The 23,767-nt window shown below is 72.3% G+C and carries 24 protein-coding genes; 18 read left to right on the forward strand and 6 right to left on the reverse strand.

Annotated elements, in window-relative coordinates; genetic code table 11:
- The first annotated feature begins 3 nt into the window (after positions 1–3).
- From OM076_RS31000 to OM076_RS31035, 8 genes are all read left to right on the forward strand, one after another.
- Positions 4–1,359: a capsular polysaccharide export protein, LipB/KpsS family gene (locus OM076_RS31000; RefSeq protein ID WP_270044008.1), complete on the forward strand. Its 1,356-nt coding sequence runs from the start codon at positions 4–6 to the stop codon at positions 1,357–1,359.
- The gene (locus OM076_RS31005) at positions 1,359–2,414 is read left to right on the forward strand and encodes a glycosyltransferase family 4 protein (protein ID WP_270044009.1); all 1,056 of its coding nucleotides are present in this window, start codon (positions 1,359–1,361) and stop codon (positions 2,412–2,414) included. Before OM076_RS31000 ends, OM076_RS31005 begins: the two co-directional genes overlap by 1 nt.
- Positions 2,415–2,517: 103 nt before the next feature.
- Positions 2,518–3,276 (forward strand): glycosyltransferase family 2 protein, encoded by a 759-nt coding sequence (locus OM076_RS31010; protein WP_270044010.1) that lies wholly within the window; start codon positions 2,518–2,520, stop codon positions 3,274–3,276.
- Positions 3,277–3,711: a DUF2304 domain-containing protein gene (locus tag OM076_RS31015; RefSeq protein WP_270044011.1), complete on the forward strand. Its 435-nt coding sequence runs from the start codon at positions 3,277–3,279 to the stop codon at positions 3,709–3,711.
- A gap of 7 nt (positions 3,712–3,718) precedes the next feature.
- The gene (locus OM076_RS31020) at positions 3,719–5,161 is read left to right on the forward strand and encodes a DUF2142 domain-containing protein (RefSeq protein ID WP_270044012.1); all 1,443 of its coding nucleotides are present in this window, start codon (positions 3,719–3,721) and stop codon (positions 5,159–5,161) included.
- On the forward strand, positions 5,154–7,952 hold the full coding sequence (locus OM076_RS31025; RefSeq protein WP_270044013.1) for a hypothetical protein: 2,799 nt from the start codon (positions 5,154–5,156) through the stop codon (positions 7,950–7,952). The genes OM076_RS31020 and OM076_RS31025 overlap by 8 nt, the downstream gene beginning before the upstream one ends.
- 13 nt (positions 7,953–7,965) lie before the next feature.
- Complete coding sequence (locus OM076_RS31030) at positions 7,966–8,919, forward strand: COX15/CtaA family protein (RefSeq protein WP_270044014.1); 954 nt, start codon at positions 7,966–7,968, stop codon at positions 8,917–8,919.
- The gene (locus tag OM076_RS31035; protein WP_270044015.1) at positions 8,916–9,821 is read left to right on the forward strand and encodes an NAD-dependent epimerase/dehydratase family protein; all 906 of its coding nucleotides are present in this window, start codon (positions 8,916–8,918) and stop codon (positions 9,819–9,821) included. The genes OM076_RS31030 and OM076_RS31035 overlap by 4 nt, the downstream gene beginning before the upstream one ends.
- Here the strand turns inward: OM076_RS31035 and OM076_RS31040 are convergent.
- Entirely contained in the window at positions 9,805–10,305 is a 501-nt protein-coding gene (locus OM076_RS31040) for a beta-class carbonic anhydrase (RefSeq protein ID WP_270044016.1), read from the reverse strand. The genes OM076_RS31035 and OM076_RS31040 overlap by 17 nt on opposite strands.
- Positions 10,306–10,374: 69 nt before the next feature.
- On the opposite strand from OM076_RS31040, the gene OM076_RS31045 reads away from it, so the two are divergent.
- The 5 genes from OM076_RS31045 to OM076_RS31065 all read left to right on the forward strand — a co-directional run bounded on the left by OM076_RS31045 (position 10,375) and on the right by OM076_RS31065 (position 14,109).
- The gene (locus OM076_RS31045) at positions 10,375–10,734 is read left to right on the forward strand and encodes a cupin domain-containing protein (RefSeq protein ID WP_270044017.1); all 360 of its coding nucleotides are present in this window, start codon (positions 10,375–10,377) and stop codon (positions 10,732–10,734) included.
- Complete coding sequence (locus OM076_RS31050; RefSeq protein ID WP_270044018.1) at positions 10,731–11,600, forward strand: NAD(+)/NADH kinase; 870 nt, start codon at positions 10,731–10,733, stop codon at positions 11,598–11,600. Before OM076_RS31045 ends, OM076_RS31050 begins: the two co-directional genes overlap by 4 nt.
- Before the next feature lie 77 nt (positions 11,601–11,677).
- Positions 11,678–12,385 carry a spermidine synthase gene (locus tag OM076_RS31055; protein WP_270044019.1) on the forward strand — a complete coding sequence of 236 codons (708 nt, stop codon included), beginning with the start codon at positions 11,678–11,680 and terminating at the stop codon, positions 12,383–12,385.
- A 31-nt stretch (positions 12,386–12,416) separates the two neighbouring features.
- A complete protein-coding gene (locus OM076_RS31060; RefSeq protein ID WP_270044020.1) occupies positions 12,417–13,919 on the forward strand; it encodes an MFS transporter in 1,503 nt (500 codons plus the stop codon).
- 10 nt (positions 13,920–13,929) lie between these two features.
- Positions 13,930–14,109 (forward strand): hypothetical protein, encoded by a 180-nt coding sequence (locus tag OM076_RS31065; RefSeq protein WP_270044021.1) that lies wholly within the window; start codon positions 13,930–13,932, stop codon positions 14,107–14,109.
- 3 nt (positions 14,110–14,112) lie between these two features.
- On the opposite strand, the gene OM076_RS31070 is transcribed toward OM076_RS31065, so the two are convergent.
- Positions 14,113–14,829: a metallophosphoesterase family protein gene (locus tag OM076_RS31070; RefSeq protein WP_270044022.1), complete on the reverse strand. Its 717-nt coding sequence runs from the start codon at positions 14,827–14,829 to the stop codon at positions 14,113–14,115.
- A gap of 60 nt (positions 14,830–14,889) precedes the next feature.
- On the opposite strand from OM076_RS31070, the gene OM076_RS31075 reads away from it, so the two are divergent.
- Positions 14,890–15,582, forward strand: a complete 693-nt coding sequence (locus OM076_RS31075; RefSeq protein WP_270044023.1) for a type 1 glutamine amidotransferase family protein — start codon at positions 14,890–14,892, stop codon at positions 15,580–15,582.
- 1 nt (position 15,583) lies between these two features.
- Here the strand turns inward: OM076_RS31075 and OM076_RS46980 are convergent, their stop codons facing one another.
- Positions 15,584–15,865 (reverse strand): alpha/beta fold hydrolase, encoded by a 282-nt coding sequence (locus OM076_RS46980; RefSeq protein ID WP_372518098.1) that lies wholly within the window; start codon positions 15,863–15,865, stop codon positions 15,584–15,586.
- 349 nt (positions 15,866–16,214) lie between these two features.
- On the opposite strand from OM076_RS46980, the gene OM076_RS31085 reads away from it, so the two are divergent.
- The 4 genes from OM076_RS31085 (at position 16,215) to OM076_RS31100 (ending at position 19,497) form a co-directional block, all read left to right on the forward strand.
- Positions 16,215–16,550 (forward strand): putative quinol monooxygenase, encoded by a 336-nt coding sequence (locus tag OM076_RS31085; protein ID WP_270044024.1) that lies wholly within the window; start codon positions 16,215–16,217, stop codon positions 16,548–16,550.
- 101 nt (positions 16,551–16,651) lie between these two features.
- Complete coding sequence (locus tag OM076_RS31090; protein WP_270044025.1) at positions 16,652–17,074, forward strand: globin domain-containing protein; 423 nt, start codon at positions 16,652–16,654, stop codon at positions 17,072–17,074.
- A gap of 276 nt (positions 17,075–17,350) precedes the next feature.
- Positions 17,351–18,865 carry a PAS domain S-box protein gene (locus OM076_RS31095; RefSeq protein ID WP_270044026.1) on the forward strand — a complete coding sequence of 505 codons (1,515 nt, stop codon included), beginning with the start codon at positions 17,351–17,353 and terminating at the stop codon, positions 18,863–18,865.
- Positions 18,853–19,497, forward strand: coding sequence for a response regulator transcription factor (locus OM076_RS31100; RefSeq protein WP_270044028.1), 645 nt, complete (start codon positions 18,853–18,855; stop codon positions 19,495–19,497). The genes OM076_RS31095 and OM076_RS31100 overlap by 13 nt, the downstream gene beginning before the upstream one ends.
- A 517-nt stretch (positions 19,498–20,014) precedes the next feature.
- On the opposite strand, the gene OM076_RS31105 is transcribed toward OM076_RS31100, so the two are convergent.
- The 3 genes from OM076_RS31105 to OM076_RS31115 all read right to left on the reverse strand — a co-directional run bounded on the left by OM076_RS31105 (position 20,015) and on the right by OM076_RS31115 (position 23,708).
- Positions 20,015–21,235 carry an FG-GAP repeat domain-containing protein gene (locus tag OM076_RS31105; RefSeq protein ID WP_270044029.1) on the reverse strand — a complete coding sequence of 407 codons (1,221 nt, stop codon included), beginning with the start codon at positions 21,233–21,235 and terminating at the stop codon, positions 20,015–20,017.
- 185 nt (positions 21,236–21,420) lie between these two features.
- Complete coding sequence (locus OM076_RS31110) at positions 21,421–22,479, reverse strand: FUSC family protein (protein WP_270044030.1); 1,059 nt, start codon at positions 22,477–22,479, stop codon at positions 21,421–21,423.
- A gap of 107 nt (positions 22,480–22,586) precedes the next feature.
- Positions 22,587–23,708: a S1C family serine protease gene (locus OM076_RS31115; protein WP_270044031.1), complete on the reverse strand. Its 1,122-nt coding sequence runs from the start codon at positions 23,706–23,708 to the stop codon at positions 22,587–22,589.
- Positions 23,709–23,767 lie beyond the last annotated feature (59 nt).

Here is a 23,767-nt window from a genome sequence, read left to right on the forward strand (position 1 = left end):
CCCGTGCGCTTTCTGTTCACCACGCTCCAATTCGAGGAGAGCGCGGCCTATGGCCGCGTCGGCACGGCCCTCGAGGGCCTCGGCCACGAGGTCCGCCACGTCACGTTCTCACGCCAGGCGGCGCTCGACCTGCGCCAAGCGGGAGCCCAAGCCATCTGCCTCGCCGACCGGCTGCGCGACGCGGCACCCGGCGACCTCGACCTCCAGGCGCAACGGATCGAGCGCGAGTACCCGATCCCCTCGCTGCGCGACGTCTGGCTGACCGACCCGGCGTGCAAGGGGATGCCTGAGCGCCGCTGCCTCGAGCGCACCGTTCGCCATTTCCTCGCGCTGGAGGAGATCTTCGCCGAGCTCGAGCCCGACGTGGTCGTGCCCGAGGTCGGCAGCGAGACGATGCGCACCGCGGCGCACCTCATCGCCGCCCGGCGCGGCGCGACGACGCTGTTTCTCTTCTACACGATCTTCCCGCGCCCGCTGCGCCTGTACCAGGACAGCTACCACCGCCCGATCGTCGCGCCCGAGGACGTGCGCGCGCTGGACGACGACGAGCGCGCCGAGGTCGAGGGGTTCGTGCGCACGTACATCGACCGTGACAAGCCCACGCTCCCGCACCGGCGCGCGCGGATCACCCCCGCCAAGCTGCGCGACTGGGTGCGTCACCTGCGCGTGCAGCGCAGCGTCGATCACGACAACGACTACCTCGTCCCGGGCCGGTTCGTGCGCAACTTCGTCGTGCAGACCGCCCGCCGGCGCCTCAGCCGGCGGCTCTATGAGCCGCTGCCGGAGGACCGCAAGCTCGTCTACTTCCCGCTGCACGTCACCGACGACTTCAAGGTCAAGCGCGTGATCCCGCACTGCGTCGACCAGGCGTACCTGATCGAGCAGGTCGCGGACGCGCTGCCGGAGGGCTACGAGCTCGTGCTCAAGGAGCATCCGGTGTCGCTCGGGCGCAACCCGGTCTCGTTCCTGCGGCGGCTGACGCGCCGGGACAACGTCCGCATGGTGGACGCCTACACGTCCTCGCACGAGCTGATCCGGCGCTCGGAGGCGATCGTCGTCATCTCCTCGACGGTCGGCCTGGAGGCGCTGCTGCACGGCAAGCCCGTGCTGACCATGGGGCAGCCGTTCTACGCGGGCTACGGCGTGACGGTCGACGTCGACTCCTTCCGCGAGTTGCGCGAGCAGGTGCCGGCCGTGTTGCGCTTCAGCCCTGACCGCGAGCAGACCTTGCGGTTCCTGCACGCCGCCATGCGCTCGACGTATGAAGGCGCCCCGGCCGGGGTCGACGCATCGTCGGCGAACGCGCAGGCGCTCGCGCGGTCGATGACCGCCGCGCTCGAGCGAGCGCCCGCTCACTGATGCGGGTCGCGTACGACCTGACCGCGCTGCAGATCAACAGCAGCGGCGTCGCCCGCTGGATCACCGCGTTGCGGCGCGCGCTGGCCGCTCGCGACGAACCGGAGATCGTCGACATCGCGCAACCGCAGCGGGCCCGTGAAGGCCGCGTGCCGCACGCGCTCCTGCGCGAGGGCGCCTGGTTGCCGGCGGGGCTGGCGAACGCCGCCCGCCGGACCGGGGCCGATGTCCTGCACTGCCCGGCCCCGCTCGGGCCGTGGCGCCGCGGTTCGGTGCCGGTCGTCCTGAGCATCTACGACGTGATGCCGCTGCGCCGGCCGGAATGGTTCACCGCCGCCAACCGCTGGCACACGCGTCTGGTGCTTCCCCGGATCGCGCGCGGCGCCGACATCGTGCTCGTCCCGTCCGCCTTCTCGCGCGACGAATTGCTCGACGAGGTCCCCGGACTTGCGCCCGATCGCGTCGTCGTGGTCTCCGGCGGCGTCGACGCGCAGTTCTGCGCCGGGCCGCGACCGGACGCCGAGCGCCCGTACCTGCTCACCGTCGGCGAGCTGCAACCGCGCAAGAACGTCGAGACCGCCATCCGCGCCTTCGGGCAACTGGCCTCCCAGCACCCTGAGCTCGAGCTGCTGGTGGTCGGCGCGCGCGGCTGGGGCGAAGCTCCCGTCACCCACGAGATCGGCTCCGCGGCCGAGCGTGTGCGGTTCGCCGGCCACGTGTCCGATCAGCGGCTGGTCGAGCTGTATCGCGGCGCCTCGGCCTTGCTGTTTCCCTCGCGCTACGAGGGCTTCGGCCTGCCGGCGCTCGAGGCGATGGCGTGCGGAACCCCGGTCGTCGCCGCCCGGGCCGCGAGCCTTCCCGAGGTCGTCGGTGATGCGGGGCTGCTGGTCGATCCAGGCGACGCGGGCGCTTGGGCGGCGGCCACCGGCCGCCTGCTCGACGATGCCGATCTGGTCGCCGAGCTGCGCACGCGCGGGCTCGCTCGCGCCGCCCGATTCACGTGGCATCGCTGCGCGGAGCAGACGGTCGCGGCGTACCGGCAGGCCGCCGCCGCGTAGCCCTCCGGCGTGCCGGAGGGCGCCGTATCCCCTGTTACGCTGTCGGCCCCGGGTACGGCGCCGCAACTTCCCGCTGCGTCGACCGTCTTTGTTGCTGCCGCCTATGACCAAGCGAAGCGACCATCTCGTCGTCATCCCCGCGTATAACGAAGCCGCCACCGTTGCGGCCGTGACCGGTCGCGTGCACGACCTTGCGCCGTTCTGCGACGTCCTGGTGGTCAACGACGGCTCGACCGACGCCACGGCGACGCGGGCCCGCGAAGCCGGCGCGACCGTGCTCGAGCTGCCGTTCAACCTCGGCATCGGCGGGGCGGTGCAGGCCGGATTCGTGTACGCCAAGGAGAACGGCTACCGCTACATGGTCCAGGTCGACGGCGACGGTCAGCACGACCCGTCGGAGATCGAGACGTTGCAGGGCGTGATGGACTCCGATCCCGCCCTGGACATGGTCTGCGGCTCACGCTTCCTCGTGCCGGGCGAGTACCTGGCGCCGATCTCGCGCCGGACGGGCATCCACGTCTTCGCGTTCCTGCTCTCGCGGATCGTCGGCCAGCGCGTGACCGATCCGACGTCCGGCTTCAGGCTCTACAACCGGCGCGCGATCGAGCTGTTCGCGACGGACTACCCGCACGATTATCCGGAGGTCGAGGCGGTGCTGATGCTGCACACGCAGCGGCTGCGCATGGCCGAGGTGCCGGTGCGCATGTTCGAGCGTGGCGGCGGGCGGTCCTCGATCAGCACCGGCAAGTCCTTCTATTACATGATCAAGGTGCTGCTGGCGATCTTCGTCGGCATGCTTCGCCGGCGCGCGGTCCCGCGGCCCGGCGACCCTGCGCCTGTCGCAGCCGAGCACGGGATCTAGATGGATCGCAACCGGATCCAGATCGTCACGATCTTCGTCGCCGCGGTGCTGCTGGTCGGCGTCATCGACCTCGTGCGACGTCGCCGCCTGCTCGAGCGCTACGCGCTGCTGTGGCTGTTGAGCTCGGTCGTGCTGCTCGGGCTCGCGATCTGGCGCGGAGCGCTGGACAAGATCGCCGCGCAGCTCGGTGTCGCCTACCCGCCGAACGCGCTGTTCATCGTCGCCTTCGGCTTCGTGCTCTGGATGCTGCTGCACTTCTCGATCGCCGTGTCGCGCTTGAGCGATCAGTCCAAGGTCCTGGCGCAGCGAATCGCGCTCCTCGAGGAACGGATGCGCCGCCGGGAAGCGGCCGACGGCGCCCGCGAGCCCGAGGACGAAGGTGATTTCGAGGAAGTCGGTCCCCCGGGTCGCTTCGGCACGGCCCGGAAGCACTGACCAGGGAATGCCGCGCGGCATCGCGCACCCGCTGGCGCCGCTGCTCGCGGTCGCCGCGTTGTTGACGGTCGCGTGGACCTTCGCCATCGCGCCGCTGCAGGGGCCAGACGAACCGGCGCATTTCAACTACGCCCAGCACCTGGCCGAGACCGGCCACAAGCCGTCGGTCTACGGCGGGCCGCATCCCGACTCGTCGCAGACGGCCAATGCGCTGGTCCAGCTCAACCTGAGTCAGCTCGCCGGCGTCTTCGACGCCCGACCCGCGTGGTCGAAGCTCGAGGAGCGCCACTTCGACGAGACGATCAAGACACTGGGCAGGAAGGGCGCGAAGGACGGCTCGGGCCCGAACCCGCTCGCTAAGAACCCGCCGCTGTACTACGCGTTCGCGGCCGTGCCGTACTGGATCGGTTCGATCGGCTCGTTCTGGGACCGGCTCGTGGTGATGCGGCTGGCCAGCGGCCTGCTCTTCCTGCTCGCCGTGACGTGCACGTGGTTCGCGGCGGCCGAGCTCTTCGCGGCGGTCTGGCCGCGCGTGATCGCGACCGGCTCGTTCGCGCTGCTGCCGCAGATGACCGCGCTGAGCGGCGCGATCAACGCCGACAACCTGCTGATCGCGGTCTGGTCGGCGTTCACGTGGGCCGCGCTGCGCTTCGTGTGCCGCGGGCCGTCCGTGACGCGGATCCTCGCGCTCTGCGCGCTCGCCGGCGCGTCGCTGCTCACGCACGGCCGTGGGATCGCGATCCTCCCTGCCTTGGTCATCGTGCTCGCCGCGGGCCTCGTGCGGGCTCGCCCGGGCCTCTTGCGGACGGCGCGCCAGCTCGCCCCCGGGCTCGCGCTCCTGGCCGCCATCGCGCTCGTCTACCGCTTCCTCTTGACGCCGACCGGAGGGGCGTACGGCGGCGAGGTGACGCTCACGCATGGCGGCGCCCTGACGATCCCGGGGTTCATCAGCGACGTGTGGCAGTTCTATCTGCCGCGGTTGCCGTCGATGGCCCCGAGTGTCGGCGCCGGCTACGGGTACCGGCAGATGTACATCGAGTCGTTCTTCGGGCGCTTCGCGACGCTCGAGGTCGGCTACTCGAGCCTCGTCTACAACCTGATCCAGCTCGCGTGCGGCGTGGGGCTGATCGGGCTCGTCCTCGCCGCGGCCGGGCGCTGGAGCACCCTGCGCAGGCGCTGGCCCGAGGTGGTGACGGTCGCCGCGATCGCGCTGTCGATGATCATCCTGCTGCACGTCGCGTCCTACCGCGCGCTCGTGATCAGCGCCGACCCCCTGATCACCGGCCGCTATCTGTTGCCGATCGCCGGGGTCTTCGGCCTCGTGGTCGCGTTCGTCGTGACCTCGCTGCGGCCGCGGGTGAGCGCGCTGGCGGGGACGTTCGTGCTGTCCGGGCTGCTGGTCCTCAACCTCGGCGGCCTGTTGTTGACCTTCACGCGCTTCTATGGGTAGAGGTCCGCTCGCCGTATTCGTCGCGGTGCTGGCCATCGCGGGGCTCGCCGCGTTGGGCTACATGACCAAGTCGCGCGAGGTCATCGCCTCGACGCCCTCGGCCTACACCGGCCTGACCGTGCCGTTGCCGGTTCCCGCCAAGGGCGAGGCCTGCGCGGACGAGATCCTCTTCGACACCAACGCCGGAATCGCGCGGTTCGGGGCGACCGCGCCGGCGGGCGCGCCCGCCCCGGCGATCGAGGTCACGGCGCAGGGCTACCCCACGGGCGAGTACCGGAGCGACTACCGCTCGTCATACCGCGTCGCGGGCGGGTGGACCGGCCAGCGCCAACTCGACGTTCCGCTGCAGCCGCCGCCGAAGGCGGTCTTCGGCACGCTGTGCGTGCGGGTGCTCGACGATCGCGCGATCGATCTGGTCGGCACCGAGGACGGCCGCGCGTTCGCCCGCCCGACAGTGCGGGTCAACGGGGTGGTGTCGCCGCTCGAGCTGACGCTGCGGCTGATGGAGCCGGGCCGTCACAGCTACCTCTCCCGGCTCGGGCAGATGACGACCCACGCGTCGACGCTGAAGCCGTTCGGGGCGTGGTGGATGTGGGTGCTGGCACTCGCGCTCCTGGTCGTGGCGCCGCTCGGGGTCTGGGCGACGATCCGTACCGCCTTGGCCACGGATGCCGGTCTTGCCGAAGACCGTCCCGCCCCGATGGGCCCGATCCCGTCGGAGCGCGTGCGGCGCTGGTACGCGGCGGTCCCCGTCTGGGGGCGGATCGCCGTCGCCCTCGCGGTGGTGACGGCGTGGCTCTTCTACTGGGGCCTGAACACGCACGTGTTCCAGAACGACGAGGACCAGTACGTCTACCTGTCGCGCTGGTTGTGGACCGACTTCCCGCGATCGCTGTGGAACTTCGACGTCTACGGGCGGGGGCTCCAGCGGCTCGAGGTCTGGATGCTCGCGCTCCCGGCGGTGCTCACGGACTCGCCGTGGTCGCTGGCGCTCGGGCGGCTGCTCAACGCGGCCGCGTTCGTCTCCACGGCGATCCCCGTCTACCTCATCGGCCGGATCCTCGGGCTGCGGCCGCGCTGGGCGGCGCTGCCCGCGCTGCTGAGCGCCGTCGTGCCGTGGGCGGTCGTCACCACCGCGTTGCTGACCGAGAACCTGGCGTATCCGGCCTTCGTGTGGGTGCTCTACACCACGGTGCGGACCACGCTGCGTCCCAGCCCGGGCAACGACGTGCTCGCGCTCGTCGCCATCCTCGTCGCCGGTCTCTCGCGCAGCGCGCTGCTGGCGCTGGCGCCGATGCTGCCGCTGACCGTCCTCGCCACCAGCTGGCGCTGCGGATCGATCAGGACGGTGCTGCGCGACCACGTCGTGCTGTGGGGCACGATCGCGGTCGCGCTCGTCGCCGTCGTCCCCGGGTTGGCCGGCGTCGGCCCGACGAGCGGGCTGGCGACGCGCCTCGCGGGCGGGTACGGCACGCCGTGGAACATCGGCGTCTGGACCCTGGTCGAGAAGAGCGGGCGCTATTTCTCGCGGATCGTCACCGGGACGGGCTTCTTCGCCGCGGCGGCCGGCGTGCCGTGGCTGGCCGTCCAGCTCGCCCGGACGCGCGATCCGGCGCGGTTCGCGTTCTCGTTCGGTGCCGTCGTGAGCGCGCTGCTGCTGTTCTACGCGCTCGGGAGCGCCGGCCCGGACGAGCGCTACATCGTCTACCTGGCGCCGCTGGTGCTGCTGCCGGCGGTGACGGCGCTCGCGCTGCGCGAGCTGACGCCGCTCGGGCTCGGGATCGGCTCGGTGCTGGCGGCGGCGCTCGTGCTGGCCGAGCCCTGGCAGTCCGATCAGGGCCCGTTCATGTTCTTCATCTGGCCGGCGGAGACGTTCTACGCGCGGACGGCCGGGCTGCGCCTGGACTCGTGGCTTCCCGGCGACGCCGGGACGGCGCTGGCGATCGTCGGCCTCGCGCTCGGGCTGGCCGGGGTCGCGGTCGCGATGATGCTCAAGTGGGCGCCCGCACGCTTGGCGGGCGCGCCCGCGGTCGTGCTCGTCGCCGCGGTGGCGCTCTCGATCCCCTTGCAGGCGAACTACGCGCTGTCCAAGCACGTCGACGGCGCCGGCAGCAGGTCGGGCCCCGGCCTGCGGGCGCGCGCGTTCGTGGACAGCAACGTGCCGCACGGCGCGACCGTCGGCGAGCTCGCCCTCGGAGTGGGACAGACCGCGGACTTCACCTACACGTGGCAGGAAGTGCAGTTCTACAACCAGCGTGTCAAGACCGTCTTCGCGCCCCCCGGACCCAACGCGGCGGCCGTGCCACCGGGTGACGCGCTGGTCAGCGGCGTCGAGTACGACGACGCGACCGGGCTGGTGCGCTCGCCACGCCCGCTCACCGACTACATGGTGGTGCCGACGCAGCCTGAGGGCGCGCATCTCGCGGGCGATGTCGTCGCGTCGCTCTCGTACATCCCGGTCGCCCTGTTGAAGGTCGCCAAGCCCGCGCGCATGCTCTGGCGCGGTTCCGGGTTCGCCCTCGACGGGACGCCGCCTCCGACGGGCGGCGACGTCCGCGTCTACGGGCGAGGGACCTGCGCGGGCGTCGGACTCGCCGCGCCGGCCGGTGCCGATGCGACCTGGCGGATCGAAGGCGACGACGGGCGTGTGTCGACGGGGACGATCCCCGCCGGCAAGACCGGCTCGATCAAGGTGCCGTTGCCGCAGCTCGCCGCGCGCGGCTACGGCGATCTGAAGCTCACGGGCACGGCGCGAGTGTTCGCTGCCACGGTGTATCCCACGTGTGCCTGACAGAATGACCGCGATGCAGGTGTCCCCGGCCCGCTATCGCCAGATCGCCTACGCCGCGCTTGGCGTGTGCACCTTGATCGTCTTCACCGGCGCCGCCGTGCGGCTGACCGGCTCCGGCCTGGGCTGTCCCAGCTGGCCGCGCTGCGAGGGAACGCGACTGACGCCGGAGCTCAAGACCCACGGCATCATCGAGTTCTCCAACCGCGTGATGACATCCGTGGTGGCGATCCCGTGCCTGGCCGCGGCGATCCTGGCGTGGTTCCGGCGCCCGCTCCGGCGCGACCTGGCGTGGATCGCGCTGGCGCTGCCGCTCGGCGTGCTCGGGCAGGCCGTGATGGGCGGGCTGACCGTGATCTACGGGCTCGCGCCTGGGTGGGTGATCGGGCACTTCCTGATGTCGATGGCGCTGCTGGTCGCCGCCGTGGCCCTGGCCTGGCGGGCGACGTTCGAGCCCGGCGAGCGACCACGCTCGTCCGACAAGCTCTCGGTCTGGTCGGTGCGGCTGCTGCTGATCCCGGGCTTCATCACCTTGGCGCTGGGCACGATCGCGACCGCCGCCGGCCCGCACGCGGGCGGCGAGGGAACCGGGGACGTCGTGGTCCGGCTGAAGTGGCGCGGGGCCGACACGCTCGACTGGGCGATCCACCAGCACGGCGCGCTGGCCACGTTCCTGGGTCTCGCGGCGATCGGCGTGTGGTTCCTCGTCCGCGCGCGCAAGATGAACGCCGCGACGCAGAACGCGGTGACCGCGGTGTGCGTCCTGCTGGCGTGCCAAGGCCTCGTCGGCCTGGTGCAGTACTCGCTCGAGCTGCCGGCCGAGATCGTGTGGTTCCACGTCGTGCTGAGCGCGCTGACGTGGATCGCGCTGCTGGCCGCGACGGCGGCGGCCGGGCGGCTCGGGCAGCCCGTCGCCCCGCCGGATCGGCCCGCCGAACCGGCGGCGCGAGAGCTCGCGGCCAGCCGGTGAGAGCACTCGTCACCGGCGGGGCGGGCTTCATCGGCTCGCACCTCGTCGATGTCCTGCAGGAGGCGGGCGACGAGGTCACGGTCGTCGATCGCCTGCGCACCGAGGCCAACCTGCAGCGCGCGATCGAGCGTGGCGCGCGGCTCGTGTCCGCCGACGTGACGGACGTGCCCGCGATGCTGGAGGCCTTCGCCGAGGCGCGGCCAGAGGTCGTCTTCCACCTCGCGGCGCAGATCGACGTGCGGCGCTCGGTCGAGGATCCGTCGATGGACGCACACCAGAACGTGGGCGGGACCGCCGCGATCCTGGAGGCCGCGCGCGTGGGCGGCGCCCGGCGGGTGATCCTCGCGTCGACCGCCGCCGTCTACGGCGATCCGGTGCGACTGCCGATCGCCGAGGACACCGAGATCGCCCCACTGGCGCCGTACGGCGCCAGCAAGGCCGCCGCTGAGAGCTACCTCGCGCTCTTCAGCCGCGCGTACGGCCTCTCGACGCTCGCGCTGCGGATGTCGAACGTCTACGGGCCTCGCCAGAGCCCGCACGGCGAGGCGGGGGTGATCGCGATCTGGTGCTCCGCCGCGGCCGAGGACCGGCCGGTGACGGTGTTCGGCGACGGCGCCCAGACGCGCGACTTCGTCTACGTCGAGGACGTCGTGCGGGGCTTCTTGGCGGCCGCCCACACCGCCGACGAGGGCGCGCTCAACCTCTCCACGGGGGTCGAGACCAGCTTGGTCGACCTCGCCGCGACCTTGGGTCTGCGAACCGAGTCCGGGCCGGGCCGGCTGGGCGAGATCGCTCGCTCCAGCCTCGACCCTTCCGCCGCCGCCGCACGCCTGGGCTGGCGCGCGAGCACGCCGCTGGCCGAGGGTCTTCGGAAGACCCTCGCGTCTATGCGAGGGGAGTGACCTCGCGCAGGCGTCCCGTGTGGACGTCGTAGACGAAGCCGCGCACGGCATCGCGCTTCGGGATGAACGGGCTCGCCTTGATGCGGCCGATCGAGCTGCGGACGTCGGCGTCGAGGTCGGTGAAGGACTCCGGCGACCACGGGGGCTTGATGCCGGTGTCGCCCTGGATGTCGCCGCGGAAGCTGTCGTCGGTGAACGTCAGCATGCCGCAGTCGGTGTGATGGATCAGCACGATCTCCTCGGTGCCCAGCAGGCGCTGGGAGATCGCCAGCGAGCGGATCTCGTCGTCGGTCACGACGCCGCCCGCGTTGCGGATCACGTGCGCGTCGCCGAGCTGGAGCCCGAGCAGGCCGTGCACGTCCAGGCGCGCGTCCATGCACGCGACCACCGCGACCTTCTTCGCCGGGGGAAGCGGCAGGTCGCCCTTGTCGAAGGCCGCGGCATAGGCCTCGTTGTTGCGCAGCAGGTCGTCGGTCACGCTCATGGCACCCAAAATACCTGAAACGCGGTCGGGTTACGCTCGGCGCGGCGCGGTCTTAGACTGCGGGGGCACATGCCCGAGCTGATCGAGTCCCCCTCGCGCGTCGAGGCCGCAGGGACCAAGCCGAAGCTGATCGACGAGTACGCCGGTCGCGTCAACAACGGGGAGGAGCGCGTCAGCGTGGCGCACATGCGCTCCCCGGCGGGGTGGGTCGAGCCCGGCCAGCGCCCGGACTTCGACGAGTACACGCTCGTGATCGGTGGCGCGCTGCACGTCGAGTACGAGGGTGGGTCGATGGTCGTGGCCACCGGCCAGGCCGTGTTGACGCGCGCTGGGGAATGGGTCCGCTACTCCACGCCGGACGGCGCCGAGTACGTCGCCGTCTGTCTTCCCGCCTTCTCCCCCGACACCGTCCACCGCGACGAATCGTGAAACCCGGCGCGATCGGGGTCGTCGTCCATCCGCGGCGCGACAGCCGCGCGATGATCGAGTGCGTCGTGGCGTGGGCCGACCGGCACGGCAAGGAGGTGCGCGGGCTCGAGGAGGCGCATGAGCTGATGCCGCCCTCGGTGCGCACCGTGCCCGAGGAGCAGCTGGCGGTCGGCGCGGGCCTGGTGATCGGCCTCGGCGGCGACGGCACGATCCTGCGCGCGTTGAAGCTCGCCACCGAGCACGAGGTGCCGGTGCTCGGCGTCAACCTCGGCCGGCTCGCCTTCCTCGCCGAGGTCAACCTCGACGAGCTGCCGGGGGCGCTGGACGCGATCGATCGCGACGAGCACTGGATCGAGGAACGCGCGGTGATGACGGTCACCGGCACGTGCTTCTCGACCCTCTTCACCGCGTTCAACGACTCGGCGCTGTCGCGGATCCCGGGCAACGGCCCCGCGGCGATCGCCGTCGAGGTCGAGGACGAGATCTTCGCCCGCTACACGGCCGATGCGCTCGTCATCGCCACGCCCACCGGCTCGACGGCCTACTCGTTCGCCGCGGGCGGGCCGATCGTCTCGCCTCGTCACACCGGCCTGCTGATCACGCCGGTCGCGCCGCACGCCGCGTTCGATCGCGCCGTCTTCCTGCACCCGTCCGAGAAGCTCCGCGTGCACGTGCTGGACCGCTCGGCGCCGCTGCTGCTCGAGGCCGACGGCCAGCGCGTCGCCGAGCTCACCGCGGGCGACTGCATCCAGTTCGCGATGAGCGACACCCCGGCGCGGATCCTGCGCCTGCAACCGCAGGGCTTCTACGAGCGCGCCCGGCGCAAGCTCCAGCTGACGGACTCGAGCGAACTCGCGCCCCAGTGAAACGCCAGGGGCGAGAACGGCGTGGCCGGCCGGCTCCGGCGCCCGTCTCGCTCCGCACCGCGCGGGCGTTCGCGGAGGTGATCGCCGATCCGGGGCATCCGTCGTCGCGGATGTTGCTGCTCGACGGTCGTGAGGCGGGGCAGGTCGACCTGCGCGACCCGCGGGCGCTGGCGTTCGCGTACATGCGGCGGATCGCCGACCTCGTCGACGCGTTCCGGCCCGCGGGCGCCGGGGTGGACGTGCTGCACGTGGGCGGCGGGGCGTGCGCGCTGCCGCGCTACATCGAGGCGACGCGGCCACGGTCGCGCCAGCTCGTGTTCGAGATCGACCCGGGCGTCGTCGGGCTGGCCCGCGAGCACTTCGGGCTGCGCGCGTCGCCGCGGCTGCGGGTCAAGGTCGGTGACGCCGCGGACCTGATCGCCGCGCACGAGGACCGCTCCTTCGACCTTGTCATCGGCGATGCGTTCGACGGCCCGCACGTCCCGGCTCGGCTGTCCGGCGCGGCGTTCGCGGCCGAGGTCCGGCGGGTGCTGCGGCCGGCCGGGGTCTACGCGCTCAATGTGATCGACGTGCCGCCGCTGGAGGAGGCCCACGAGCACGCCGCGGTCGTGCACGACGCCTTCGCGCACGTGGTCTGGGTCGCGCCGCCGGGCGTCCTGCGCGGTCGCGCGCCGGGAAACGTCGTGCTGCTCGCGTCGGCGGTCGCGCTGCCCGTCGCCGCCCTGCAACGCGCCGCGGCCGCCGCCGTCCCGCGAGAGCAGGTCCAGGTTCCCGGCGCCCGCTAGCGTCTCTCGCATCAATGCTCGGCAGAAGCAGTTGGCCCTCGCGGCCGCGATCATGGGCTCGTTCGTCGCGGGCCTGGACGCCACCGTCGTCAACGTCGCACTGCCGTCGATCCGTGAGGATCTCGGCGGTGGGCTCGCCGGACAGCAGTGGGTCTCCAACGCCTACCTGCTGACGCTCGGGTCGCTGATCCTCGTCGCCGGTTCGCTCGGGGATCTCTACGGCGAGCGGCGGGTGTTCTCGATCGGCGTCGCCGGGTTCGGGGTCGTCTCGATGATCTGCGCGCTGGCGCCGACGATCGAGGTGCTGATCGCGGGGCGGGCGCTGCAGGGGGTGTTCGGCGCGCTGCTCACTCCGAGCGCGCTGGCCGTGATCATCTCGGCGTTCCCGCCTGAGGAGCGCGGCGCCGCGATCGGCTCGTGGACGGCGTGGTCGGGGATCGCGATGGTGATCGGGCCGCTGGCGGGCGGGTGGCTCGTGGACACGGCGTCATGGCGCTGGATCTTCGCGATCAACGTCCCGTTCGTGCTGGCGACGCTCGTCCTCGTCGCGATCGCGGTGCCGGGGCGGACGGGCGCGCGCCGCAACGTCCAGCTCGACTGGCTCGGCGCGGTCCTGACCGTGTTCGGCCTCGCCGGCCCGGTGCTGGCGCTGATCCGCCAGCCGGTCGTCGGCTGGAGCTCGCCCGAGGTGTGGGCGGTCGGCCTCGGCGGCATCGCGCTGCTGGTGCTCTTCGTGCTCCACGAGCGGCGGACGCCGCAGCCGATGCTCCCGCTGGAGCTCTTCAAGCGGCGCAACTTCGCCGTCGGCAACATCCAGACGTTCTCGATGTACGGGGGGCTGGGCGCGATGTTCTTCTTCCTCACGCTCTTCCTGCAGCAGGTCGCGGGCTACGAGGCGCTCGAGGCGGGGATCGCGACGCTCCCGACGACGCTCGTCATGTTCTCGCTCTCCAAACGAGCGGGGCGGCTCGCGGACCGCTACGGACCGCGGTACTTCATGGGCATCGGGCCGCTGGTCGCGGCGGTCGGCATCGCGCTGCTGCAGCGGGTTGACCAGGACATCTCCTACTGGACCGAGCTGTTCCCGGCGCTGCTGATCTTCTCGCTCGGGTTGGTGGCGACGGTCACGCCGTTGACGGCGACGGTGCTCGCGGACGCCGACGAGCGCAACGCCGGCATCGCCTCCGGCGTCAACAACGCCGTCGCACGGATCGCGGGCCTGCTCTGCGTCGCCGCGATCGGCGCGGTGGTCAGCGCCGTCTACGCGTCCGACATGACCGGCACCGACGTGACCGACACCTTGGCGGTGATCCCGGGGATGCCGCAGTCGGTGGACGCTTCGGTGCACGCGTTCCACGTCGGCGTCGGCGTGTGCGCCGTGCTGGTCGCGCTCGGCGGGGTGCTCGGCCTGGTCGGCATCCGCAACCCGCGTCGCGAGATCCGCTGCGAGGACTGCGCCTCAGGTGCGCTTTCCGTCCAGTCGCCGCATCCCACCTCCCCGATCGACCGGGAACCCGCGGCCGCGACCGGGTAATTTCGATCCCATGGCCGACGTCACCGAATCGCTGCTGGCCGCCGGCTTCGTCGAGACGGCGTTTCACTGCCCCTCGTGTGGACTGGGCGGCACCAGCCTCTCGCGCCCGGCCTCGCTGCTGGACCGCACCTGCCTGGACTGCGGCGAGCCCGTCGTGACGACGGTCTTCGAGCGCTTCTCGCGCGGCTGAGCTTCAGATCAGGCTCTCGAAGATCTCCGTGACCGTGAGTGGCGCGACCGGCTCGACGAGCGACGCGTTGAGCGAGCGGGCGTCGGGCCAGGCCGCGAGCATGCGCCGGCCGGCGGCGTGCGAGTCGTACGCGGTCTGACGCAGCTCCGGCACGCCGTCGGCGACCCACAGCCACCGTGCGGCGCCGTCGCCCTCGTAGGGCAGCCCGACGCTGCCGGCGTTGATGAAGCGGGTCGCGCCGACGGTCCGGTCGTGCTGCTGGTGGGTGTGGCCGGCGACGACCAGCGGCGCCGTCGTGGTCGAGAGCACCTCGGCCCAGCGCTCCGGCGTCGAGAGCTTCGTGACCATCTCGTCGTCTCTGCGCGGGGTCGCGTGGCAATACAGGACGCCGTCGATCTCCAGCGTGAGCGGGAGGTCGCCCAGCGGGCGCGCCGCGTCGGGGCCGATCTCGTCGAGCGTGAGCTTGGCGGTCACGCGGGCGAGGTCGTCGGGCGCGGGTTCGGGACCGTCGATCGCCTCCGCCACCTCGCGCTCGCCGTTGCCGCGCAGCCACCGGGCGTTCAGTTGCGACAGGCGCTCGAGCGTCGCCCGCGCGAACGGGCCGGGAACGACGTCGCCGCCGACCACGACGACGTCCGGATCCGCCGCCCGCGGGTCGGCGAGCACCGCCTCGAGCGCGTCGATGTTGCCGTGGATGTCGTACAGCGCCAGGACGTTCACATCGTGGATTCTATCGCAACCTATGGGTTGCATGTCCGCTGCGCGCGCGAAGCTGTGCGGATGCCATCCGTGTTCCTGATCGGCGGCGGCCGTGGCGAGGACGCCGTGCGCGCCTCCCACGCACCGTTCGTCCACGCCGTCGGTGAGAGCCGCATCGTCGTCCTCGTGCTCGACGAGGGCGAGGACACCGACACCGATCGCTGGGCGCACTCGCTGACGGACGCCGGTGCGTCCGAGGTCGTCACGGTCGTCGTCTCCAAGGATCGCCCGCCGGCGGCTGAGGACTTCGCGGGCGCGGGCGGCGTGTTCGTCGCGGGCGGGTGGACGCCGGGGTACCAGGAGGTCTTGGTGGGCGCGGGCATGGACTGGCTTCCGCGCGACGCCGTCTACGCCGGGTTCTCGGCGGGCGCGGCGATCGCGGGTGAGTGGGCGATCGTGGGCGGCCACCGCCTCGGCGAGCGCGAGGTGTGCGCCGAGGAGGCGGGTGAGGACCTCGAGCAGCTCACCGTCCGTCCCGGCCTTGGGCTCCTCCCGTTCGCGATCGACGTCCACGCCACGCAGTGGGGCACGGTCACCCGCTTGATCCACGCGGTCCGGGCGGGTCTGGCGCCGGTGGGCTGGGCGGTCGACGAGGGCACGGTGCTGATCTGCGACGGCGATCGCGTCGCGGGCGTCGAAGGCCTCGGCTCCGCCTACCGCGTCGCGGGCGGCGAAGGCGACCTGCGCCTCGAGGTGGCCACCGCGGCGCCCTGATTCATGCGCCGGTGGAGCGCGCGATGAGGTCCGCGAGGTCGGCGAACGCGGCGGCGACTTCCTCAGGGCGCTCGATCCACGGGAAGTGCCCCGCTCCGTGGACGGTGCGGTGGATCACGTGCTCGCCGGTGAAGCGCTCGTCGTCCCACAGGGTCTGTGTGACGATCCGGTCCGCTCCTCCGCTGAGGATCAGCGTCGGCAGCTCCGTCGGCCACCACGCCGAGCGATACGTGTCGTCGAAGTGCTCGGCCGACCACGCGACCGCGGCGCGGTTGTAGGGCATCCACCCGAGCAGGTCGGCGCCCGCCGCGAGGCCGGCGGGCCTGAAGTTCCACGGGGCGGACGCGACGGCGATCGCGCCAAGGTTCGCGTCGCTCCGAGCGCCGGGAGCCAGCTCGAGTCCGGGGCGGTGCTGGCGAGCGCGAGGCCAGCCAGCCGGGACTCGAGCTCCGGCACCGAGAGCTCGTGCAGGCTTTCGGAACCGATCCCGGGGCCGCCGGGCAGGAAGAGCCAGTCGAGCTCGCCGGGGCGCCGTGTCCGCTCGCGCAGCCGGACGCCGGAGGTGGTGAAGCGCTCGCTCACGCGGTCATCGTACGATCCGCGCTTCCCGCTGTTTCGGAGGAGTGCGTCGTATGTCTGAGATCGTCGTCGTGGGCTCGTTCACCACCCGCCCCGGCAAGGAAGCTGACGGCCTGGAGGCGTTCAAGGCCATCGTGGAGCCCACCCACGGCGAGGAAGGATGCATCCTCTACGCGCTGCACCAGGGCACGGACGATCCCGCCCGCCTCGCGTTCGTCGAGCGCTGGGAATCGCGGGAGCTCCTCAACGCTCACCTCGAGAGCGAGCACGTCCAGGCGGTTCTGGCGCGCGCGGACGAGTTGTTCGCCGTCGGCGACATCGTCGTCTACGACGCGGTGCCGGGCGGCGAGACCAAGAAGGGCTCGCTCGCCGAACACGCCGCGTCCTGACCATTACGGGACACCGCCCGCGAGCGCGTGGCGGTTCTCCGCCACGGCGCGGACGGTTTCCCCCATCGAGCGAAGGTCACATCTCGCGGAAGCTGTGCGGCATGGACCTCGACGCCCTTGAAACCAGCTTCGACCTCATCGCGCCCAAGGGCGACGAGCTCGTGCGGATCTTCTACGCCGACCTGTTCGCGGTCGCGCCCTCGGTGAAGCCGATGTTTGAAGGCGTCGAGATGCCCCGCCAGCGCGCGATGCTGCTCTCCGCGCTTGTGCTGCTGCGCAAGTCGCTGCGCGACCTCGAGCCCGTCGTGCCCACCCTCAAGCGCCTCGGCGCCCGCCACGTCGCCTACGGCGCCCGCCCGGAGCACTACCCGGTCGTCGGCGAGGTCCTGATCGGCGCCATGGCCCAGATCGCGGGCGACGCCTGGGAGCCGCGCCACGCCGACGCCTGGGCCACGGCCATCGGCATCGTCGCCGGCGCCATGCTCGAAGGCGCCGCCGAGGCCGAGCTCGCCCTCGCCGCCTAATCAGGACAACTTCCGCCCGCTTTCCCACCCACCACGACGCCACAGCACCAAATCCCCACCCACTCCTTTTAGCTAAAGGGACAGTCCCTTTATCTAACGGGGACAGTCCCCTTTATTTTCAACCCTGGAGCGCCGCTGGTCCCGGTGCGCGGCCGCGCCGAGACCGGTGCGCGCGTCCCGACCGGCGCGCGCCGGTCGCGTGGCGCGTTGATGAGCGGGCGAGCGAAACCGGCTAACTCACACCCTGGCCTGGGCGATAGTGTCGCGCCAGGTCACATGCTCGCTCCCCCTCCGCCCAGCGCGTCGCGCCTGCTCAGGGTCGAGCACGCGGTCGCCGAAGCCCTGCTCGACGCCGATGGTGCGGACGATGCGTTCCCGCGGTTGCTGGCCGCCGTCGGCGAAGGGCTCGGCTGGCATTACGGCGGCGTCTGGCTGCCGGTCGCCAGCGGCGCGCTGCACTGCGTCGCCACGTGGTGTGCCGGCGGGCCGCCGCTGGAGCGGTTCGCGGCCGCCTCGAAGACCTACGCGCTCGCCCCCGGGGACGGACTGCCGGGGCGGGTGCAGGCGCGACAGCGCCCCGCCTGGATCGCCAACGTGAGCGCCGACCCCAACTTCCCCCGCGCGCAGGACGCCCTCGAGGCGGGCCTGCACTCCGCCTTCGCCATCCCGCTCGCGGGCACGGGCGGGGCGATGGAGTTCCTGACCGTCCAGACGCGCGAGCCCGACGGGGACCTCGTGGCGACGCTCGCCAGCCTCGGGCGCCTGGCCGGGCAGTTCGTCGCCCACCGCCGGGCCGAGGCCGCCGTGCACGAGTCCGAGGCGCGCAAGCGGGCGATGCTCGACGCCGCGCTCGACGCGGTGATCACGATCGACGCGGGCGGGCGGATCGTCGAGGTCAACGCCACCGTCGAGGACATCTTCGGCCACACGCCCGAGTCGCTGATCGGCCGCGAGATGGCCTCCGCGCTCGTGCCGCCCTCGCTTCGCGAGGCCCACCGTCAGGGCCTCGCGAACGGCACCGGGAAACTGATCAACCGCCGCGTCGAGATCACCGCGTTGCACGCCGAAGGGCGCGAGTTCCCGGTCGAGCTGACGATCACCCGCATCGACGTCCCCGGCCCGCCGATGTACACCGGCTACGTGCGCGACATCACCGATCGCCTGCAGCGCGAGCAGGAGCTCAAGGACTCGCGCGCCCGCATCGTCGCCGCCGCCGACGAGGCCCGCCGCCGCCTCGAGCGCGACCTCCACGACGGCGCCCAGAACCGGCTGCTCGCCGTCGCGCTCGACCTCAAGGTCATGCAGGGCGCGCTCGACGACCCGAAGCAGGCCGAGCGCCTCGGCCACGTCCGCGAGGAGCTGCGCCTCGCCACGGACGAGCTGCGCGAGCTCGCGCGCGGGATCCACCCCGCGGCGCTGACCGAGCTCGGCCTCGTCGCCGCCCTGCGCACGCTCACCCGCCGCGCGCCGCTGACCGTCGGCTTCACCTACGACTCGGAGGCGCGCTGCCCGATGCCGGTCGAGGCCGCCGCCTACTTCCTCGTCGCCGAAGCCCTGACCAACGTCGTCCGCTACGCCGGCGCCACCCGCGCCGACGTCACGACCAGCCTGGAGGACAACACCCTGACCGTGACCATCCAAGACGACGGCCGCGGCGGCGCCGACCCGCGGTCGGGCTCCGGCCTGCGCGGCATGCAGGATCGCCTCGCGGCGCTCGACGGCACACTCGAGATCGTCAGCCCGGCCGGCGCCGGCACCCTCGTGAAAGGCGTGATCCCATGCGCGTCGTGATCGGCGAGGACTCGCTGCTGCTGCGCGAGGGCATCGCCCGCGTGCTCGAGGCCGCCGGCATCGACGTCGTCGGCCTCGCGGGCGACTACGACGAGCTGATCGCCGCGGTCACCGACGCCGAGCCGGACGTCGCCGTGACCGACATCCGCATGCCCCCGACCCACACGGACGAGGGCCTGCGCGCCGCCAAGCACATCCGCGCGCACCTGCCCGCCACCGGCGTCCTCGTCCTCTCGCAGTACCTCGACGAGGACTATGTCTTCGCGCTGCTCGGCGACGGCGCGGAATCGCTCGGCTACATGCTCAAGGACCGCATCACCGACGGCGACGCGTTCGTCGACGCCGTCCGCCGCGTCGCCGCCGGCGACGCCGCGCTGGACCCCGAGGTCGTCGCCCACCTGCTCGGCCGCTCCAGCGCCAACGGCCCGCTCGACGACCTCACCGAGCGCGAGCGCACCGTCCTGTCCGAGATGGCCGAAGGCCGCTCCAACCAGGCGATCGCGGCCCGCATGTTCCTCTCCGACCGCGCGGTCGAGCGCCACGTCACCGCGATCTTCTCCAAGCTCGAGCTCACCGCCACGCCCGAGAACCACCGCCGCGTCCTCGCGGTCCTCACGTACCTCCGCGCTTAGGGACGAACGTCAACTGCGCCGGGTAGGGGAGGGGGAGGTGGCGCACCCTCCGGGTCTGCCTCGCGTCGTCCGACTCGCGGCTCGGCTCCGTCGGCTCGAATTCTCGTGCTGGGATACCGACAGTTACGGGCGTGGGCTGGCCAGTGTGTCCCGCACTTGCGCTGTCCCGGTCGCCGTGGTTGACCGTGCGCGTTTGAAGGACCAATCGCGGGTTTCGATCAGGTTCGCACTGGTCGAGTTGGCGCACCGGTGGGGGTGACGCAACTAACTGCGCTCTGGGCGCAGTTAGTTACCGCACCCCCTCGCGCATGACGTCTTTGCTCGCCGAAACCGATCACCGCAAGGCCCGGCGCGGACCGGGGTGTCAGCGCCACGCCCGTAGCTGTCGGTATCCCAGCACAGCACTTCGGGCCAACAGAGCCGCGCGCCGAGCGAGTCCACGGTAGCCCGGGACGGGTGGCGCTGCCACTCCCCCTCCCCCGCGCAGTTGACTTTCGTCCCTCCGACGCGCTCGACGCTAACTGCACATGACGAAGCGCCGCGACACCGTCTTGGTGTGCAGGCGCTTGGAACCCGCGCGGCGGAAGTACACGCGGGCGTAGACGCGGCCCTTGGTGCCCGCGGCGCGGTTCATGCGCAGGTGGACGGCATAGGGACGGCGGCGGTCGGTGCGGCGCGGGCCGTTACGGACGTAGAAGACGATCCGTTGGACGCGCGGTGCGGGGCGGCCCGCGCGCTTGCGGACCTTCACGCTCACGCGCAGCAGCCCGCCCGGGGGCGTGCAGCGGATGCCCGCGTCGAGTGACACGTTGCCGTCGGGAAGCGGCGCGGCGGGCGCCGGGCCTGGCTCCGGTGGGGGCGCGGGCGTCGTCGGTGCGGCGGGTGGCGGGGAGGAAGGGGCGAGCGTGAGGAGCGACAGGCTGCTCCAGCCGGAGCCGATGAGCTCGTGGATCGGCTGCGCGAAGCCGCCGGCGCCGTCGCCGCGGTAGAGGTAGAGCTCTCCGCCGGAGGCGCGGGCGAGGATGTCGGCCTTGCCGTCGCCGCTGAAGTCGCCGCCGCTCAGCAGCGCGGTGAAGGGCGCCCAGCCGCTCCCGATCTGCTCGGCTCTGCCGGTCACCCAGCGGCCCGCGCCGTTGCCGCGGTACATGAGCAGCGCGCCGTCGGACTTGACGGCGAGGACGTCGGGCTTGCCGTCGCCGCTGAAGTCGCCGCCGGGGACGACGGCGTTGAACCCGCCCCAGCCCGTCCCGATCTCCTCGGCCTTGCCGGTCACCCACCCGCCGTCGCCGTCGCCGCGGTACATGAGCAGCCGGCCGTCGGTGGCGCGGGCGAGGACGTCCGGATGGCCGTCGCCGCTGAAGTCGCCGGGGGCGAAGAGCGCGGTGAAGCTGCCCCAGCCCGAGCCGACCACCTGCGCCGACCCCGCGAACGCTCCGGCGCCGTTGCCGCGGAACATCAGCAGTCGCCCGTCGGTGTCCCGCGCCAGCAGGTCGGGATGGCCGTCGCCGCTGAAGTCGCCCGGGGCGAGCAGCGCGGTGTACGTGCCCCAGCCCGGCGCCACGGGCTCCGCCATGCCGGTCGCCCAGGCCCCGGCGCCGTTGCCGCGGTAGAGCACGAGGCTGCCGGCGCCGTCGACGGCGAGCACGTCCCCGGGCCCGTCACCGCTCCAGTCCGCCCGCGCGACGCCCGGCACGGCGAGCAGCACCAGGACGAGAAATGCACCGACGATGCTCCGCACGACCCGGCGCAAGATAGCGCCGGGCGGGGCGCGGCGAGGCGACTGGTGCGGCGCGGGCGCGCCACGTGGTCGGGCGGCCGTGGCGGGCAGCCGCGGCGGGGCGCGCTTACGGCGCGGCCGCTCGCGGTCAGGCGGCCGCGGCGAGGGGTCGGACAGCCGAGCGCGCCACGGCGCGCCGCGCGTCGTCAGGCGGCCGCGGCGAGCAGTTCTTCGGTCGGCGCCTCGAGGGCGTCGGCGCGCGGGTCTTCGCCGAGGAGGTCCGCGGCGCGGCGGAGGTCGACGGCCGTCGAGCGGATCTGTGCGGCGATCTCGCCGCCGCCCGCCTCGCCCGCCAGCGCGCTCGCCCGCAGGGCGTGGCCGCGCACGGCGTCGGCGCGGTCCGGCTGGTCGTACGCGCCCGCCAGCGTCCAGACCGCGAGCCCGAGCTCGCGCACCGCCTCCGGCAGCGTCGGTTCGACCGGCTCGCCCGCGCGCAGCGACCGCACGGAGTGGCGCGCCAACACGCGCGTGTCCCGCACCGCGTAGTCGACCTGGGCGAAGCTCGCCCCGTAGCGCTCCAAAGCAGCGAGCGCCGTCCGCCGGCGCGGCGAGAGGCGCGCGGTGTCGCGCCCGATCGACAGCGCCTCATCGAAGTCGTCGACCAGCGCGTCGAGCGCCCGCGCCTCCGCCAGCGCCTCGCCCGCGCCGCCCGCGTCACTCGCCGCCAGCGCCGTCGCCAGGCGCTCCAGCGCCGAGCCGAGGCCCGCGAAGACCGCCTGCGCGGCGCGCCCCACGTGCAGCGCGGGATCGGGCGGGAAGACCAGGGAGGTCACGGCCAGAGCGACGCCGCCGCCGATCAGCCCTTCGAGGATGCGGTTCAAAGTGAACGAGAAGTCGCTCGTGTTGGGATCGAGCGAGACGAGCAGGATCGCCGACACCGCGGCCTCGGCGGTCAGCAGCTCGCCGCCGCGCAGCAGCACCGCGGCGCTCATGGCCAGGATCACCATCAGCCCGATCTGCAGCGAGCCGGCGCCGATCAGCGCGACGATCGCCGAGGCGACGCAGATGCCCAGCACGACGCCCGCGATCAGCTGCAGCGCCTTCGAGCCGCGCTGGCCATAGGACGCCCCGAGGCAGATCACCGCGGCGATCGATGCGAAGGACGGCCGCCCGTCCGGGAGCAGCAGAACGGCCGCGTACCAGGCGGTGGTCGCGGCCAGAGCGGTTTGCAGGATCGGCCAGAGCCGTCCGCGCAAGCGATTCATACAGAGTGGTTTAGCGAACAACCATGTTGGCGCCAGTTAGGAACGCGGACGGGGGCCGGAGCCAAAGGCTCCGACCCCCGTTGCCGCTCCTCCCAACGGCGTGCGGGCTACCAGCCGCCGCCGAGGTTCGGGACGTCCGGGGTCTGCTGCGGCTGCTGCTGGTCCTGCTGCTGCAGCTGGTCGGACGCGGTCGTGTCGGGGCGCTGCCCGAGCTTGACCGTAAGGGTCTTCTTGGCGCCGTTGCGCGTGACCTGGACCTGCACCTGGTCACCCACCTTGTGGGAGTCGACGACCGCCGACAGCGAGGTCGAGTCGGCGACGGCCTTGCCACCGATCGAGGTGATGACGTCGCCGGTCTGCAGACCGCCGGTCGCGGCGGGGCCGCCGCTGGTGATCGCGGCCACCTGCGCGCCGGCGCTCGAGCCGTCCTGCGTCTGGACGCCGAGGTAGGCGTGGGCGACCTTGCCGCTCGCGCGCAGCTGGGAGACGACGCTCTTGACCGTGTTGGACGGGATCGCGAAGCCGATGCCGACGTTGCCGGCCTGGCCGCCGTCGGACGTGTTGCTGGTCGACTCGATCTGCGAGTTCACGCCGATGACCTGGCCCTGGGCGTTGAACAGCGGGCCGCCGGAGTTGCCAGGGTTGATCGCGGCGTCGGTCTGGAGGACGTCGTCGATCGAGAAGCCGTTGGGCGAGGAGATCTGGCGCTGCAGCGCGGAGATGACGCCGGTGGTGAGCGTGCGGTCGAGGCCGAACGGGTTGCCGATCGCGTACGCCGGGTCGCCGACCTGGACGGTGCTCGAGTCGCCGAGCGCGAGCGGCTTGAGGTTGGTCGCGTCGACCTTCAGGAGCGCGAGGTCGGTGGAGGCGTCCTGGCCGACGAGCTTGGCGTCGAGCGTCTTGCCGTCGCCGATCTTGGCCTTGATCTGGCCGTTGGCGCCCTCGACGACGTGGGCGTTGGTGACGAGGTAGCCGTCGTCGGAGACGACGAAGCCTGAACCGGTGCCGACCTGGGTCGTGATGTAAGCGACTGAATCCTTGGCGTTCTGGTAGACGTCGTGCGGGCTCTCGACCGCGCTCGTGGCGGGCGCGGAGACGGTGCGCGTGTTCGTGATGGTGCGGACGGTGGTAGCGGAGTCGTCGTTGAGGGCGTTGGTAGCGACGGCGCCCGCACCGCCACCGATCACCGCGGCTGCGGCGAGGGGGAGGAGCGGCCTGTAGATCTTCATGTAGTGCAGGATCGATCCGATCGCTGAGCGTTTCCTACGCCCGCGCTAAGTCGTTCCTG

The organism is Solirubrobacter ginsenosidimutans (assembly GCF_027587205.1).